This is a genomic window from Streptomyces sp. NBC_00503, assembly GCF_036346895.1.
GTDB lineage: Bacteria > Actinomycetota > Actinomycetes > Streptomycetales > Streptomycetaceae > Streptomyces.
In genome coordinates this window covers 310276-323835 of the sequence record NZ_CP107855.1, presented here as the reverse complement: position 1 = coordinate 323835, position 13560 = coordinate 310276, and the positions used below count along the sequence as shown (strand labels likewise).

The following is a 13560-nucleotide window of genomic DNA, read 5'->3' as shown; positions in this document are numbered from 1 at the left end:
CTCCATGATCGTCACCCTCGTCGTCGCCGTCCTCGCGCTCGGCGCCGGCATCGCCGCGAACCGGTACCTGCGCCCGAGACTGATTCCGGGTGACGACGGCGAGGGCATGGGCGTCCGCGACCTCGTCGCGCCCCTCATGACGCTGACGATCCTGATCCTCGCCTTCATGCTCGTCACCGCCTCCGCCTCCAACGGGAGGGCCGACGACGCCGCGCGCTCGGAAGCCCACGCGCTGGACCACCTCGCCGAAGTGGCCGACTTCACCTCACCTGGCCTGCGTCAGCGCCTGCGCGGCGACGCGGTCTGCTACGCCCGCGCCGTCCAGCACGAGGAATGGCCGGCCATGGCCGAGGGCAGGAGCTCCTCGGTCCCCAGCGTGTGGAGCGGGGACTTCCGCAAGGGTTTCAAGGAACTCGGCAACAACAGCCCCCTCTTCGGACTGCTGGTCAACGCGGACAACCAGCGCTCCCTGGGCCGGCAGGCGAGGATGGCCGAATCCACGCCCACGATCCCGGGCCTGATCTACTGGTTCATGCTCCTGACCATGGCCGTCACCGTGACCGGCCTCGGCCTGTGCCTGCCCCGCAGCAACAACAGGGGCCCGCTCGCCGCCCTGATCGTCGTCACCGCCCTGCTGACCACGACCCTGCTCATCATCCGCGACGTGGACCGCCCCTTCGGCGGTGTGATCATCGTGAAGGCCACTCAGATGGCGCAGATCGAGGAGGAGTCGACCCGGGACTACCTGGCCGACTACAAGGCGGACCAACTGCCCTGCGACGACCGGGGCCGCCCCAAACCCGGTTACCAGCACTAGGCTTGCGGCGATGGGTCAGCCGGTGATCGAGAAGAAGATCGAGCCGTCCTCGGCCCACCACCAGGCTCCCTCGCCCTTGTTCCATTCCGAGGCCCAGCCGTCGAGGGCCTCGATGAGCTCCCCGAGGTCGTACCGGAGATCGGCGTCGACGCGGTCCAGCACCGCGCGGTAGGCCTCCACCGCGGGGCCGGCCTTCGCGAGGGGCCAGCAGCCGATCTCCGGTGAGCCCTCCAGGGGATGGGGGATGTGGAACCCGATCTCCGAGGGCGGGCCGCTGAAGACGTACTGGTAGGGCAGCAGCTCGGCCGGGACGCCCACCGAGCTGAGGGCGTCGTCCAGGGCGGAGAAGTAGGTGACGGGGCTCCGGTAGCTCGCCAGGGTCGAGCTGTCGCTCGCGTTGTGGTCGATGATGATCTGGAGGGCCGCGTAGTAGGCGCAACCGGCGTAGTCCGCCGAGGAGTCGGCCCGGCCGGAGAGCAGCTCCTCCAGGGCGTCCGGGACCGACAGCCCCCAGTCCACGTCCTGGTGGTCGAGGCTGTCCTGGCGTGCCTCCGCCGTGACGCGCATGTTGTCCAGGCGTCGTGATTCGTCGGCGCTCAGGTCCAGGGCGGGCGCGAAGCGCACGATCTGGCCGCGGTTCGCCATGCTGTAGTTCACTACCTTGCTCATGGGTTCATGCTGCCAAAGGGCACTGACATCCCTGTGTCCGGGACCGGTTCGCAGGTGCCGGAGCCACCCAGCACCCCCTAGCGCACCACCGGCGAGGACCCGCCCGCGACCAGCAGCCGGGGTGCGCCGGTGCCGTCCGCGGGGACGGTCCAGATGTCGCTCGCGCGGCCGTCCGTGCCCGGGAGGGCGTAGGCCAGCGTGCCGTCGTCCGTCCACGAGGCCTGGTCGTCGACGCTCCGCGTCTCCGCGAGCGGGGTCTCGCTCATGGTCCCCAGGTCCAGCACGTACAGCCGCCACGGCGCGGCCGGGTCCTCGGAGACCTTCCTCTTGAAGGCGATCCGGGTGTTGTCGGGGGACAGGGAGGGGCACTCGACGTTCTGCCGCAGCGCCTTCGCCGACCAGTCCTTCATGTTCCCCTCGACCAGGTACGTACGCCCCTTGGTGGAGACCGTCGCGTAGAAGCGGCTGTCGTCGCGGGCGAAGCTCACCCCCCAGTAGTTGAGGTCGGGAGCGTGGTAGCGGACCCCGTCGATGGTGAGGGGGATCTCCTCAATGGACTTGACGAGATATCCGGTCCGCAGGTCGAGCACGGCCGTCCTGGTGGAGAACGCGGTGGTGGCGTAGGAGTCGCCGGTCGCGAACACCGTCCACGCCAGCATCTGCCCGGAGGCGGAGACCCGGGCCCGGGTCGGGATGCCCGGCACGGTGATCCGGCGCTCCTCGCGCAGCCGTTCGTCGAGGACGATCGCGTACGTCTTCGGCAGCACCCCCGGTTCCGCGCGCAGGCACAGTGCGGTGGGCCCGGCGGTGTGGAACCGGTCGCAGACGGGTCCTCCGGAGACCCGGGAACCGCCGGTGGCAGGGGCGGGGGAGTCGGCGGAAGCCGTCGGCAGCGGCTGGTGTGCGACGCGCCCCGTGGCGGAGTCCCGGAAGTACAGGGCGCCTTCGCCGAGGGAGAAGGAGGTGTCGGCGGCGCCGCGCGCGCGGTCCGAGCGGTGTCCCGCGTGCAGGGCGTAGCCGATGGATCCGCCGGTGAGGAGCACCACCGCGGCCGCCACGACGGCGCTACGGGCCCACGGGCCGAGCGGGCGGCCCGCGGATCTCGGGAACCTGGCAGTCATCCGGTGCGCCTCTCGAGGGTGTGGGTACGGGGTCGGCCGTCCGGCGGGTCCGGCGGGTCCTGGGGGCCGGGGCCCGGGCCGCCCGACGGAACGCGGGGCAGCAGGGCCCAGCCGCCGGCCAGGGCGGCGAGCAGCGCCGCCACCGCCGACCAGAGCGCGGGGCCCGGCCCCCAGACCGTCCACGCGGCTCCGAAGCCCGCCGCGGCGAGCATCCGGGCCACCGCCTGGCCGGTCTGCAGCAGGGCGAGCCCGCCCGCCCGGCCCTCGGCCGGCAGCACCGGTCCGGCGAGGGCCATCAGCACCCCGTCGGTGGTGGCGTAGAAGACTCCGAGCAGCACGAGGACGGGCACCAGGAGCAGTGCGGCCGGTCCGCGGTCCGGGGCGAGCAGGGCCCCGTAGGCGCCGAGCAGGGCGAGGTGTCCGTACAGGAAGGGCAGCCTGCGGCCGATCCGGTCCGCGATCCGGCCCGCCGGAACGGCGAGCAGCAGGTACGTGGCCGCCGCGCCGAGCGGGAGCAGCGGGAACCAGGCGGTGGACAGGCCCAGGCGGCGCTGGAGCAGGAGGTAGACGAAGGCGTCGCCGATGGTGGCGGCGCCGAGCAGGGCGGCGGCCGCGAGGATCCGCCGGAAGGCGGGGTCGCGCAGGGCGCGGAACGGGGTCCCGGGACGCGGAGCCGGAGCCGGGATCGGAGCCGGGACCGGACCCGGGATCGGAGCCCGGCCCGGAGGCGGCGCGGTGGGATGCCGGTGCCCGGGAACGTAGAGCACGAGCAGCAGTACGCCGAGCAGGCCGACGCAGAAGCTGACGACGAACACCGTGTCGTACGCGCCCGCGTTCGCCCAGAGCAGGGCGAAGGCGGCCAGCGGGCCGAGCAGGGCGCCGGTGGTGTCCATGGCGCGGTGCACGCCGAAGGACCGGCCGAGGGCGTCGGGGTGGCTGCTCAGGGTGATCAGGGCGTCGCGGGGCGCCGTCCGGATGCCCTTGCCGACCCGGTCGGCGGCCAGCGCCGCCGCGATCCCGCCGGTGGCGCCGCCCGCGAGCAGCAGGCCGAGCCGGGAGCAGGCCGAGAGGGCGTAGCCGAGGCCCGCGACCCGTTTGTGCCGCTGCCCGCGGTCGGCGAAGTGCCCGCCGATCAGCCGCACCAGGGCGGCGGCGCCGTTGAGCAGGCCGTCCAGGAAGCCGAATTGGAGGGGGGAGAGACCAAGTCCGAGGACGAGGTAGAGCGGTAGCACCGCGGTGACCATCTCGGAGGAGATGTCGGTGACGAGGCTGACCGCGCCGAGTGCCAGAACGGTGCCGGGGAGGCGCCGGCCCGCCCCTTCGGAGAGGGGCGGGACCGACGTGTCCCGGCGGCCTGTGGTCGCCAGGTACATCAGTGGCAGGTGTACTTCGGGCTGGTGTCCTGGGTCTTGCCCTCGGTGTCCACGTAGCTCCAGCTGTAGCCGGAGTCGGTGAAGTCCAGCTTCAGGACGCCGTATTGGCCGCTGATCCGCTTCTGGCTGTTGGGCTGGACGTTCTCGATGGGATACGGCTCGGCTCCGCCCATGCCGCCGACGATCTCGACGATCCCGTCCGCGGCCGCCTTGCCGTCGGGGTTCTGCGGGGCGAAGCGTTCGTAGTGGTGGTCGTGCCCGTTGAGCACGAGATCGGCCTTGGCGCCGTAGAGGATGTTCCAGACGGGCTTGCTGACCGGGTCGTTGCCGTGACCGCCCGAGGAGTACAGCGGGTGGTGCCAGTACGCGGCGATGCAGGACTTGCCGTTCGCGGCGAGGTCGGCCTTGAGCCAGTCGATCTGGGCCTTCTGGTCGAAGGAGTTGGAGTCCAGGGCGATGAAGTGCCAATTGCCTTCGTCGAAGCTGTAGTAGCTCTTGCCCTGGGGGTAGGCGACGGCCCCGAAGTAGGACTTGTAGCCGGCCAGGGAGCCCGCCGGGTCGTACGTCTCGTGGTTGCCCGGAATCGGGTGCGTCTTGTCCTTGAAGGCGCCCCAGCTCTTGTCGTAGTAGGCGCGGTAGTCGGAGATCCGGGCGTCGTCGTACTGGTTGTCGCCCATCGTCAGATAGAACTTCGGGTTGATCTTCTGGGCCTGCGCGGCGGTCTTGGGATGGGCGCAGCCGCTGTCGGAGGCGGTGCACTGGGCGGCGATGTCCCCGGCGGCCACCACGGTGAAGGCGCCGGTCTGCGGGGGCGTGCCGCCGTCGAGGGTGCCGTACACCTCCACCTCGTGCAGCGAGTAGCCGTACGCGGTGCCGCGCGCGGTTCCGTACACGCGCAGGTAGCGGCCCTTGCCGGACAGGGCCGTCCAGTCGTCGGAACCGCCGTTCCCGGCGGTCTCGTTGGCGAGCCGGGTCCAGGTGGTGCCGTCGGCGGAGATCTCGACCCGGTACGCCTTCGCGTACGCGGCCTCCCAGCTCAGCCGCACCCGGGTCACGGAGGCGGTGGCGCCGAGGTCCACCCGGATCCACTGGGGGTCCTTGCCCTCGACGCTCGCCCAGCGGGTGGCGGCGTCGCCGTCGAAGGCGTTCTGTGCCCCGAAGCCGGAACCTTCGACGGAGGAGGCGGTGGCGGGCTTGCCGCGGGAGATGAGGGGGTCGGCGGCGGCGCCGGCCCGTTCGGGGTAGGCGAGCAGCAGGCCGCCGACGAGGAGGAGTACGGCGGCGATGACGGCGCCCACCGTGCGGGGGGACGTGGCTGGAGCGGGTGGAGCTTGGGTGTTCAGGCGCATTCCTGACTCCCTGGCCTTGGGGGTGGCGAGAACTGGCACGGGTACGTGACCCCGCGGCCCTGCTCGCGTGCGGGCAGGGCGGGACGGCGTCGCAGCGGCCGGGTCAGAGCTCTCGCTGAGCGCGTCACGCCCACAGGATCGGGGCGCCGCGCCAAGCCGCCGAGCGGGATGCTAGCAAACAGGAAACTTTCCTACCAGTCATTCGACGGCCGTTTGGAATGCGCCTGAACCGGCGCTCCCAGCGGCCTTCCGGCGTCCCCCCAGCGGCCTTCCGCCGTTCTCCCGGCGGCCTTCCCCTCCCGAGCCCCCGGGCGCTTTCAGTCGCGCCCCGTGGCCGGTGGGGGAGCGTGGCCGACCTCGTCCGGCACGGATGGGGCGGCGGGTTCGGGCCCGTACACTGGGCGCATGAGTCGCATGGGTGCTGAGAGCGAGAGCCTGCGGGCCGCCTCGGCGCCGCGCCCGGCCGCCGTCATGGCAGGTCGGGGTCCGGTGCTCGGCTCCGGACCGGTGACCGCCGAGGCGCCGAAGCCCAGCCTCTGCGCCCTGCACGGTCACGGCTAGCTGCAGATCATCCAGTACCGCGGAGCCGCTCGAAGCGGCCCTCGCAGCGTGCCCGCGCAGCGGCGGGCGACGCCGGAAGACTCCCCGCTGACCGGTGAAACGCCGGGCATCGACCCCGTGTGACGGAGCGTCCCGCTCGGGCCTCGTCCACGGATCCCGGCACCCACATCCATCCGCACCGCCCTGGGACCACCAGGGCTCCGGCGGGTCGGGTACGTCTCTTCTTCTCCTCCCTTCCCCAAGGCACCAAGGCTCCGCCGGCCGAGCGCGTCCTGCGCGTCCGGCTCGCCGAGCAGCCTGCTCCACGTCACCACCGCAGCCACCGGCATGCCGCCGCCGCTGCAGTCCGGCGACGGTCGCGCGACCGGGCCGCGCGCCCAGTTCGAAGGGATCACTGTGAAGCTCAGCGACATGCTGGCCGGCCACGACCACGAAGTGCTCCGAGGCGACACCGATGTGCTCGTCACCGCCGGAACGACCTTCGACGTCCACCGGGTCACCTCGGGCTCCCTGTTCATCGCGGTGCCGGGCCACCGGGAGGGCGGCCCCGAGTCCGTCGCGGCGGCCATCGCGCGAGGCGCCGTAGCGGTGCTCGTCGAGAGCGGAGCGTCGGAACTCCCGGCACCGGTACGGGCGTCCGGCCCCGGAGTCTGCCTGGTCCGGGTGCCCGACACCCGGAAGGCGGCCGCGATCGCCTCCTCCCACTACTACGGTGAACCGGGCCGCCGGATGGACATGGTGGCGATCACCGGCACCAACGGGAAGACCTCGGTCTCGTACATGGTCGAATCGGTGCTGCGGATCGCCGAGGGCGCCAGCGTCGGAGTCATCGGGACGGCCGGCAGCCGGATCGGCGACGAGCTGATCCCGATGCCGCCCTCGGTCCTGACCACCCCGGAATCACCCGACCTGCAGTACCTGCTCGCGTGCATGCGGGACCGGGAGGTCGCCGGGGTGGTGCTGGAGGCGACCTCGATGGCCCTCCTGACCCACCGGGTGGACCGCGCGTTCATCGATGTCGGGGTCTTCACCAACCTCACCCAGGACCACCTGGACGACCACGGCACGATGGCGAACTACCGGGACGCCAAACTGCGCCTGTTCCAGGGGCTGTGCCGCCGCGCCGTGGTCAACGCCGACGATCCGGTCGGAGCCACGATCCCGGCGATGATGCCGGGCGCGGTGACCACGTACGCCCTCGACGCCGAGGCGGACTACCGGGCGACCGACATCTTCATGGACGCCTCGGGTACGCGGTTCACCCTGCGCCACGGCGGCCGCGCCTACCCGGCCTCGATCCCCGTCCCCGGCCGGTACTCGGTGGCCAACGCGCTCGCCACCGTGGCGGCCTGCCACACCCTGGGCCACGACCTGGCCGGGCTGGTGGCGGCGCTCGAGCGGATGCCCCCGATCCCGGGCCGTTTCGAACGCTTCGAAACCTCCGACAAGACCTCCGTGATCGTGGACTACGCCCACTCTCCCGACTCCCTGCGCAACGTCCTGACCACCATCCGGGGCTTCGCCACGGGCCGGGTCGTCACCGTCTTCGGCTGCGGCGGGGACCGCGACACGACCAAGCGCGCCGAGATGGGCGAGATCGCCGGAACCCACTCCGATCTCTGCGTCCTCACCTCGGACAACCCGCGCACCGAGGACCCCGAGGCCATCCTCGACCAGATCACCCCGGGCCTCACCGCGACCGGCACGCCCTTCGCGCGCTTCGCCGACCGCCGCCTCGCCATCGCCTACGCGCTGGCGTCCGCCGGGCCGGACGACATCGTCCTGGTCGCGGGGAAGGGCAGCGAACCGCACCAGATCGTCGGCGAGGAACTCATTCCGTTCAGCGACATGGCGACGGTACGCGAGCTCGCCGGCGCCTGACCCGGCCGCGCGGGAACGCGGGCCGTCCGGGCGGCGTCAGCATTGCCACAGGAAGTCAGCACTGCCACAGGAAGGCGGCCCGCGCGCAGGCGGCGCAGGCGAACGCGAACGCGCTGCCGCCACCGCCGAAGTTCATGGCCGTGGCGGGAGCGGGGCCCTCCTCCAGCTGCGCGACCAGGTCCATGGGGCGGGCGCAGGCCGGGCACGGGGGTGTCTCGTCGCCCTGGAGCCAGTCGGGAGTTCCGCCGAGCTGTCCCAGGACCTCCCGCGGGTTGTTCCCGCCCAGGTCGGCCCATTCCTGGCGTGCGCCGCGGTAGTCGGCGGCCGGCATCACCACCAGGGCAACGGAGTTGACGGCTCCCAGGACGAAGGCGTCCTCGTCCTCCGGCGGCTCGGGAGCGGGCACCGGCATCGGCCGCAGGGCCCCGGCGGGGAACAGGAGGGCGCGGTTGCCGCCCTCGGTCGGACTCCACTCCTCGCACATGCCGGGATCGTTCTGGCACATGAAGACCGCCATGACACGGTCGGCCCGGATGTCGCCCCCGGTGACCGGGCGCCCCTGTTCGTCCAGGACGATCTGGGCCAGGAACTGCATCGGCCCGTCGCAGGTCGCGCAGCGGGGCCAGGCCGTGCCCGCCGGGGCGAGCGGATTTCCTCCGGTCCGCGTCACCAGGGCATCGGGCTCGCCAGGTCCCGCGTACGTCATCAGCGTCGTCGTCATGGGACCGACCCTACGGCGGATGCGCGAGCGCGGCGTCGAAGCCGTCGCCGTGTCACCCGTACCGCCGGTCGGGTGAACCGCGTGGCCCCGGGCCCGGCGAATGCGGGGTGGTGGGGGGCCGCGTACGTGTACCCATGGAGGTACAGGTGAGGGGCTCCTCCGCGGGTACCTCGCGCTCGGAACCGCATCGCAGGAGGAACGCATGCTCGGCACCGACTACCGCACCGGCTCGCCCAACTGGATCGACCTCGGAAGCCCCGACATCCCCCGGGCCGCAGCCTTCTACCGGGCCGTGTTCGGCTGGGAGTTCCAGCTGCTCGGGCCCGAGACGGGCGGGTACGGGTTCTTCCAGATCGACGGCAAGACCGTCGGAGCGGTGGGCCAGCTGGACCCGGGCGCGAGCTCCGCGTGGACGGTGTACTTCCAGTCAGAGGACGTGGACGCGACGACCAAGGGCGTGCGGGACGGCGGCGGAACCGTCCGCGTCGAGCCCATGGACGTCATGGGGGAGGGGTGGCTCGCGCAGTACACCGACCAGCAGGGCGCCGACTTCGCGATCTGGAAGCCGACCAAGACGCCCGGACTGGGGGTGACGTCCGCCGACAACACCCTGTGCTGGGTCGAACTCCACGTGCCGGACCCGCTGGCGGCCGTCGAGTTCTACGGCACCCTCTTCGGGATGCGCTCCCAGGACATGGACGCGCCCGGCATGACCTACCGGGTGCTCAGCATCGCCGACGGGGACCAGCAGGACGGATCCTTCGGCGGGGTGGCGCCGCTGATGGAGGGCGAGACGAACGCGCGCTGGGTGCCGTACTTCGCCGTCGCCGACGTGGACGCGGTGGTGGGCACCGCCCGGACCAGCGGCGGGACGGTGCTGATGCCCGGGGCGGACGTGCCGGACGTCGGGCGGATCGCGTGGCTGGCGGACCCGAGCGGGGCCGTCTTCGCCCTGCTCAAGCCCAATCCGCGAGCGAACTGACCGACCGCACGGGACCGGACCACGAGCCGGGATCGGCCTCGGGCGAGGGATTGGCGTGAGGCGGGCCGAGAGTCGCGTACAGTTGGGTTTACCGACGCGGGGTGGAGCAGCTCGGTAGCTCGCTGGGCTCATAACCCAGAGGTCGTAGGTTCAAATCCTGCCCCCGCTACCAAATGATTCGGCCCCCTCGGCGCGCAAGCGCCGAGGGGGCCGTTTTGGTTTGTCCCCGCGAGTGCGAGACTTCTGCTCACCTCACGAGGGGGCGGGGCGATGAACGGCGGGAAGAAGCGGGCGGCGCCGGTACGGGGGCTCGGGCCGCGGGGTATGGCGGTGGCGTGGATCGCGGTCATCGTGCTGGCCGCGGTCGGCACGTTCGGGCCGGCGATGTTCGACCCCGGCCTCGGGATCGTCTTCGGCGTCATCCTGCTGATCACGCTCTACGCATGGGTGCTGCGGCGGATCTCCTTCGGCAGCAGACCCGTACCCCGCTGGGCCAGGACGGCGTACTGGACCGGCGGCGCCCTGATGGTCATCGGCGGGTTGCACGCACCGGACGCCTTCCTGGCCCTGACCGGCGAGCAGGGCACGGCCACGGTCGCCTACAACTCCACGGGGACCGGCGCCCACGGCACGCAGTACACCCGCTGCTGGATCGACCTGCCGAACGGCAACAACGAGCAGCTCCCCGGGACGGGCCCCTGCCCCGCGCCGCACGGCACGCCGCTCACCGTCGTGTACTCGCCGGGCGGCGTCGTCGGCCCGATCCTCGGGGCCGAGGACGACCTGAAGTGGTGGTGGGCGGCCGCCTTCCAGCTCGCGGGCATCGGGCTGCTCACCGCGACGGCGGTGGTGACCGTCCGCGATCCGGTACTGGAGTGGCGGCCGGGGTGGCTGGTGGGACGCTGAAGGGGTGCGTGTCCTCGCCGGCCTCCGGACGGGCACCGGCACCCTGCCGGCGGCCGCGCGCCGGGCCGTCCGGGTCACCCTCGCCGCCTGCGCCGGCTTCTACGGGTTCCTGTACGGGCTGGACCAGCACGTCGGCGCCACCTACGCACTCTTCTCGGCCGTCGCGCTGGGCGCGCTCTCGCAGGTCCCCGGGACCGGTCGCCGGCGGGCCGCCTTCCTCGTCAGGGCGTTCCCCACCGCCTGCGCGCTGGTGATCGTGGGCACCTGCCTCGCCGTACGGACCTGGGCCGCTGTGACCGGCATGCTGCTCATCGGCTTCTGCGTGGCCTTCGCCGCGGCGGCCGGACCCCGTCAGGCGGGCGCCGCTCCCGGGCTCCAGCTGCTGTACATCCTGCCCAGCTTCCCGCCGTACGCCCCCGACACCATCGGTCAACGGCTGACCGGCACCGTCACCGGGATCCTGCTGCTGATCCTCGCCGAGCGGTACGTCCTGCCCGACCCCCGCGTCCCCCGCTACCGGGACCGGGTCGCCGAGGCCGCCGCCGGGGCCGCGCGGTGCGCCGCCGCGCTGGAGGAGCCGCCGTACACCCTCGGGGAGGCGCGGGAAGCCGAAGCCGCGGCGCTGGCCCAGGCCCTGCGGCCCTCCCGGGTCCCCGAGGCGGAGCGGCCCGCGGGACCCGGCGTACGCGAACGCGCGCTGGCCCACACCGGGCTGGCGGCCCGAACCCTGCTGGCCAGGCTACGGGCCCTGCCGCCCCCGGATCCCGGCCCGCGGGCCGGGCCGGCCGGGCCGGACCTCCGGCTGGAACTCGTACGGGCCGTGCGGGATTCGGCGACCGGGACCGCCGCCCTGCTCGGCGCGGGCCGGCCACCCGCGCCGGACTCCGCCGCCCTGCGCGAACTGCGGGACTCCCTCGCCCGCAGCCCCGTCCCGCAGCCCGGGTCGGGGCGCCGGCACGCCGCGCTGGTGGAGCTGGCGGACGCGGCGCTGATCCTGCGCGGAGCCGCCGGGATCGCGGTACGGGGACGCGCGGCAGCCCCGGCCCCGGAACCGGAGCCGGGATCGGGCCCCGGGGCGCGGTTGGCCGCCGACCGGTACTGGTACGCCCGACGGAGCACCCTCGCACTCTGGTGGCACCGGCTCTCAGGGCACACCGGCCCCCGGTCCGTGCACTTCCAGAACGCCGTCCGGCTCGCCGTGGCCCTCGCCCTCGCCCGGACCGTCGCCGGTGTGAGCTCCCTGCCGCACGGCTTCTGGGCGATGCTCGCCGTCCTCGGCCTGACCCGCACCACCGCCGTGCAGACCCGGGCCACCGTCCGCCTGGCGCTGATCGGCACCAGTCTGGGCGCGCTCGCCGCCGGCGGGGTCCTCGCGCTCGCCGGGGAAACGGGCCTGGTGTACGCGATCGCGCTGCCGCCCCTGATGCTGTTCGCCTTCTGCGTCGGACCGGTGCGCGGGGTGGGCTGGTCCCAGGCCATGTTCACGCTGGTCATCGCCCTGGCCTTCGCCCAACTGGCCCCCGTCACCTGGCGGCTGGCCGAAGTGCGGCTCATGGACGTGCTCGTCGGCAGCGCGATCGGGATCGTGTGCGGGCTGCTGGCCTGGCCCCGCGGCGCCCAGGAGGAACTGGGGCGCGCGGTGGCCGAGTTGCTGCGCGCCGCCGCCGACGACGTCCAGGCGGCCACCGCCGCCGTCGGGCGGGACCGCTCCCCGGAAGCCGACGAGCGGGTACGGCACGCGCTGACCATGGCCGAGAGCGCGTACGCCCAGTACCAGACCGAGCGGCAGCGCCCGGCCGGGCCGCCGGGCCAGGACTGGCACGCCGCGATGATGGCGGGCCACCACGTGCTCTGGGGAGGCCGCCGCCCCCGCGGAGCTCCTCCCGGGCCGAGCGAGGAAGCCGCCGTCAGGGAGTACGGGGCCCGGGTGGCGGCCGGGCTGCGCCGGGCGGCCGACCGCGCCGATCCGGCCTGCACGCGGGCCTCCGGCCCCTCCGGCCCCGTACCGCCCCGGCCCTCGCCCGCGGCGGCCGCGCCGCCCGTGTTCTTCGCCGCGATGGCCTGGCTGGACACCCTCACCGCCGACCTGGCCCTGCTCGACCAGGGCGCGGCCGAGCCCGCGCAGGCCTGAGCGGGCCAACGGACCGGCGGGAACGGGCGGATGACCCGCTCAGCCGTGCGGGCGGTCCTGGCGCCTGCGGCGCTGGAAGAGCCAGCTGGCGGCGGCTCCGGCGAGGAAGGTGACCACGAGGACCAGCCACATCGGGGCCTGGGCCCAGAAGACCCAGAAGTGGATCCGGACCGTGCGGGTGTTGATGAGGACGAACCAGACGCTCAGGACCACGAGCGCCGCACCGACGAGAACACGGGGAGAGGCGGGCAGCCCCGCCGTCTTCCTTCCATGCTGTGTCGTCATGGACCCTCTCCTCCGCCGTCGCGCGGCGGAGATCGCCGCAGGCCGCTTCGATTCAGCCTTTCACGAAGGATGTGATGGCGCACCCGCGGCGGTTCGCCGGGCTCCCCGGGGCAACTCGTAAAGTGGCCGGGATGTGGCATGACTTGTTCGACGCGGGAATCACCTACGGCGAGAAGGCCGTCCGGACCGTCGTGGTCTACCTGGCCCTGATCGTGTTGCTGAGACTGGTCGGCAAACGCGGGCTCGCGCAGTTGAACACCCTCGACCTGGTGGTCATGCTCCTGCTCTCCAACGTGGTGCAGAACGCCGTGATCGGCGAGGACAACTCGCTCAGCGGCGGACTGTTCGGCGCGGCCGTGCTCATGGCGGCCAATTCCTTGCTGGTCCGCTACGCCGCACGCTCCGACTGGCTCACCTGGTTGTTCGAAGGCAGTCCCAGTGTGTTGGCGAGGAACGGCGCCTACGACGAGCGGCAGGTACGGCGCCTGGGGCTGCGGCGCGCCGATCTGGACGTGGCGGTGCGCCACCAGGGCGGGGACGGCATCGCCGAGACCAAGCTGGTGGTCCTTGAACCCGGCGGCACGATGGTGGTCGACCTCCTGGACGGTGACCAGACCGCGGACAAGAACGACATCGCGGCCCTGCGGGAGCAGCTGGACCGGCTCCAGCTCAGGCTCGACCGGCTCGCAGCCGAAGGCGCCCCGGCCTCCCGCTGTTGCGGCGGGGGAGCCGAGGGGCCGGGCGCAGCGGAGTAGATCCGCCTC

At 72.9% G+C, this 13560-nt stretch carries 13 protein-coding genes and 1 tRNA gene; 8 read left to right on the top strand and 6 right to left on the bottom strand.

The genetic code is table 11. The features are described from left to right. The first annotated feature begins 4 nt into the window (after positions 1-4). Positions 5-817, top strand: a complete 813-nt coding sequence (locus tag OG490_RS01635) for a bestrophin-like domain (RefSeq protein ID WP_330294460.1) — start codon at positions 5-7, stop codon at positions 815-817. Positions 818-832: 15 nt separating this feature from the next. On the opposite strand, the gene OG490_RS01630 is transcribed toward OG490_RS01635, so the two are convergent. From OG490_RS01630 to OG490_RS01615, 4 genes are all read right to left on the bottom strand, one after another. Next, entirely contained in the window at positions 833-1486 is a 654-nt protein-coding gene (locus tag OG490_RS01630) for a DUF7691 family protein (protein WP_330294459.1), read from the bottom strand. A 77-nt stretch (positions 1487-1563) separates the two neighbouring features. Next, the gene (locus OG490_RS01625; protein ID WP_330294458.1) at positions 1564-2607 is read right to left on the bottom strand and encodes a TolB family protein; all 1044 of its coding nucleotides are present in this window, start codon (positions 2605-2607) and stop codon (positions 1564-1566) included. Next, positions 2604-3980, bottom strand: a complete 1377-nt coding sequence (locus OG490_RS01620) for an MFS transporter (protein ID WP_330294457.1) — start codon at positions 3978-3980, stop codon at positions 2604-2606. The genes OG490_RS01625 and OG490_RS01620 overlap by 4 nt, the downstream gene beginning before the upstream one ends. Beyond that, entirely contained in the window at positions 3980-5329 is a 1350-nt protein-coding gene (locus OG490_RS01615; RefSeq protein ID WP_330294456.1) for a discoidin domain-containing protein, read from the bottom strand. The genes OG490_RS01620 and OG490_RS01615 overlap by 1 nt, the downstream gene beginning before the upstream one ends. A gap of 405 nt (positions 5330-5734) precedes the next feature. Here OG490_RS01615 and OG490_RS01610 point away from each other — a divergent pair, with 405 nt between their 5' ends. Together OG490_RS01610 and OG490_RS01605 are read left to right on the top strand one after the other, a co-directional pair. Beyond that, positions 5735-5890, top strand: coding sequence for a hypothetical protein (locus tag OG490_RS01610; RefSeq protein ID WP_330294455.1), 156 nt, complete (start codon positions 5735-5737; stop codon positions 5888-5890). A 396-nt stretch (positions 5891-6286) separates the two neighbouring features. After that, positions 6287-7771 (top strand): UDP-N-acetylmuramoyl-L-alanyl-D-glutamate--2,6-diaminopimelate ligase, encoded by a 1485-nt coding sequence (locus OG490_RS01605; RefSeq protein ID WP_330294454.1) that lies wholly within the window; start codon positions 6287-6289, stop codon positions 7769-7771. Positions 7772-7826: 55 nt separating this feature from the next. On the opposite strand, the gene OG490_RS01600 is transcribed toward OG490_RS01605, so the two are convergent. Continuing rightward, positions 7827-8492, bottom strand: a complete 666-nt coding sequence (locus tag OG490_RS01600; protein ID WP_330294453.1) for a hypothetical protein — start codon at positions 8490-8492, stop codon at positions 7827-7829. A 202-nt stretch (positions 8493-8694) separates the two neighbouring features. Between OG490_RS01600 and OG490_RS01595 the strand changes: the two genes are divergently transcribed. The 4 genes from OG490_RS01595 (at position 8695) to OG490_RS01580 (ending at position 12511) form a co-directional block, all read left to right on the top strand. Continuing rightward, positions 8695-9474, top strand: a complete 780-nt coding sequence (locus OG490_RS01595) for a VOC family protein (protein ID WP_330294452.1) — start codon at positions 8695-8697, stop codon at positions 9472-9474. A gap of 95 nt (positions 9475-9569) precedes the next feature. Next, positions 9570-9646, top strand: a tRNA-Met gene (locus OG490_RS01590). A 98-nt stretch (positions 9647-9744) separates the two neighbouring features. Continuing rightward, complete coding sequence (locus OG490_RS01585; RefSeq protein WP_330294451.1) at positions 9745-10380, top strand: hypothetical protein; 636 nt, start codon at positions 9745-9747, stop codon at positions 10378-10380. A 4-nt stretch (positions 10381-10384) separates the two neighbouring features. Then, positions 10385-12511, top strand: a complete 2127-nt coding sequence (locus OG490_RS01580) for an FUSC family protein (RefSeq protein WP_330294450.1) — start codon at positions 10385-10387, stop codon at positions 12509-12511. Positions 12512-12550: 39 nt separating this feature from the next. On the opposite strand, the gene OG490_RS01575 is transcribed toward OG490_RS01580, so the two are convergent. Continuing rightward, positions 12551-12796, bottom strand: coding sequence for a LapA family protein (locus tag OG490_RS01575; RefSeq protein WP_330294449.1), 246 nt, complete (start codon positions 12794-12796; stop codon positions 12551-12553). A 131-nt stretch (positions 12797-12927) separates the two neighbouring features. Between OG490_RS01575 and OG490_RS01570 the strand changes: the two genes are divergently transcribed. Beyond that, entirely contained in the window at positions 12928-13551 is a 624-nt protein-coding gene (locus OG490_RS01570) for a DUF421 domain-containing protein (protein WP_330294448.1), read from the top strand. The last annotated feature ends 9 nt before the right edge of the window (positions 13552-13560 follow it).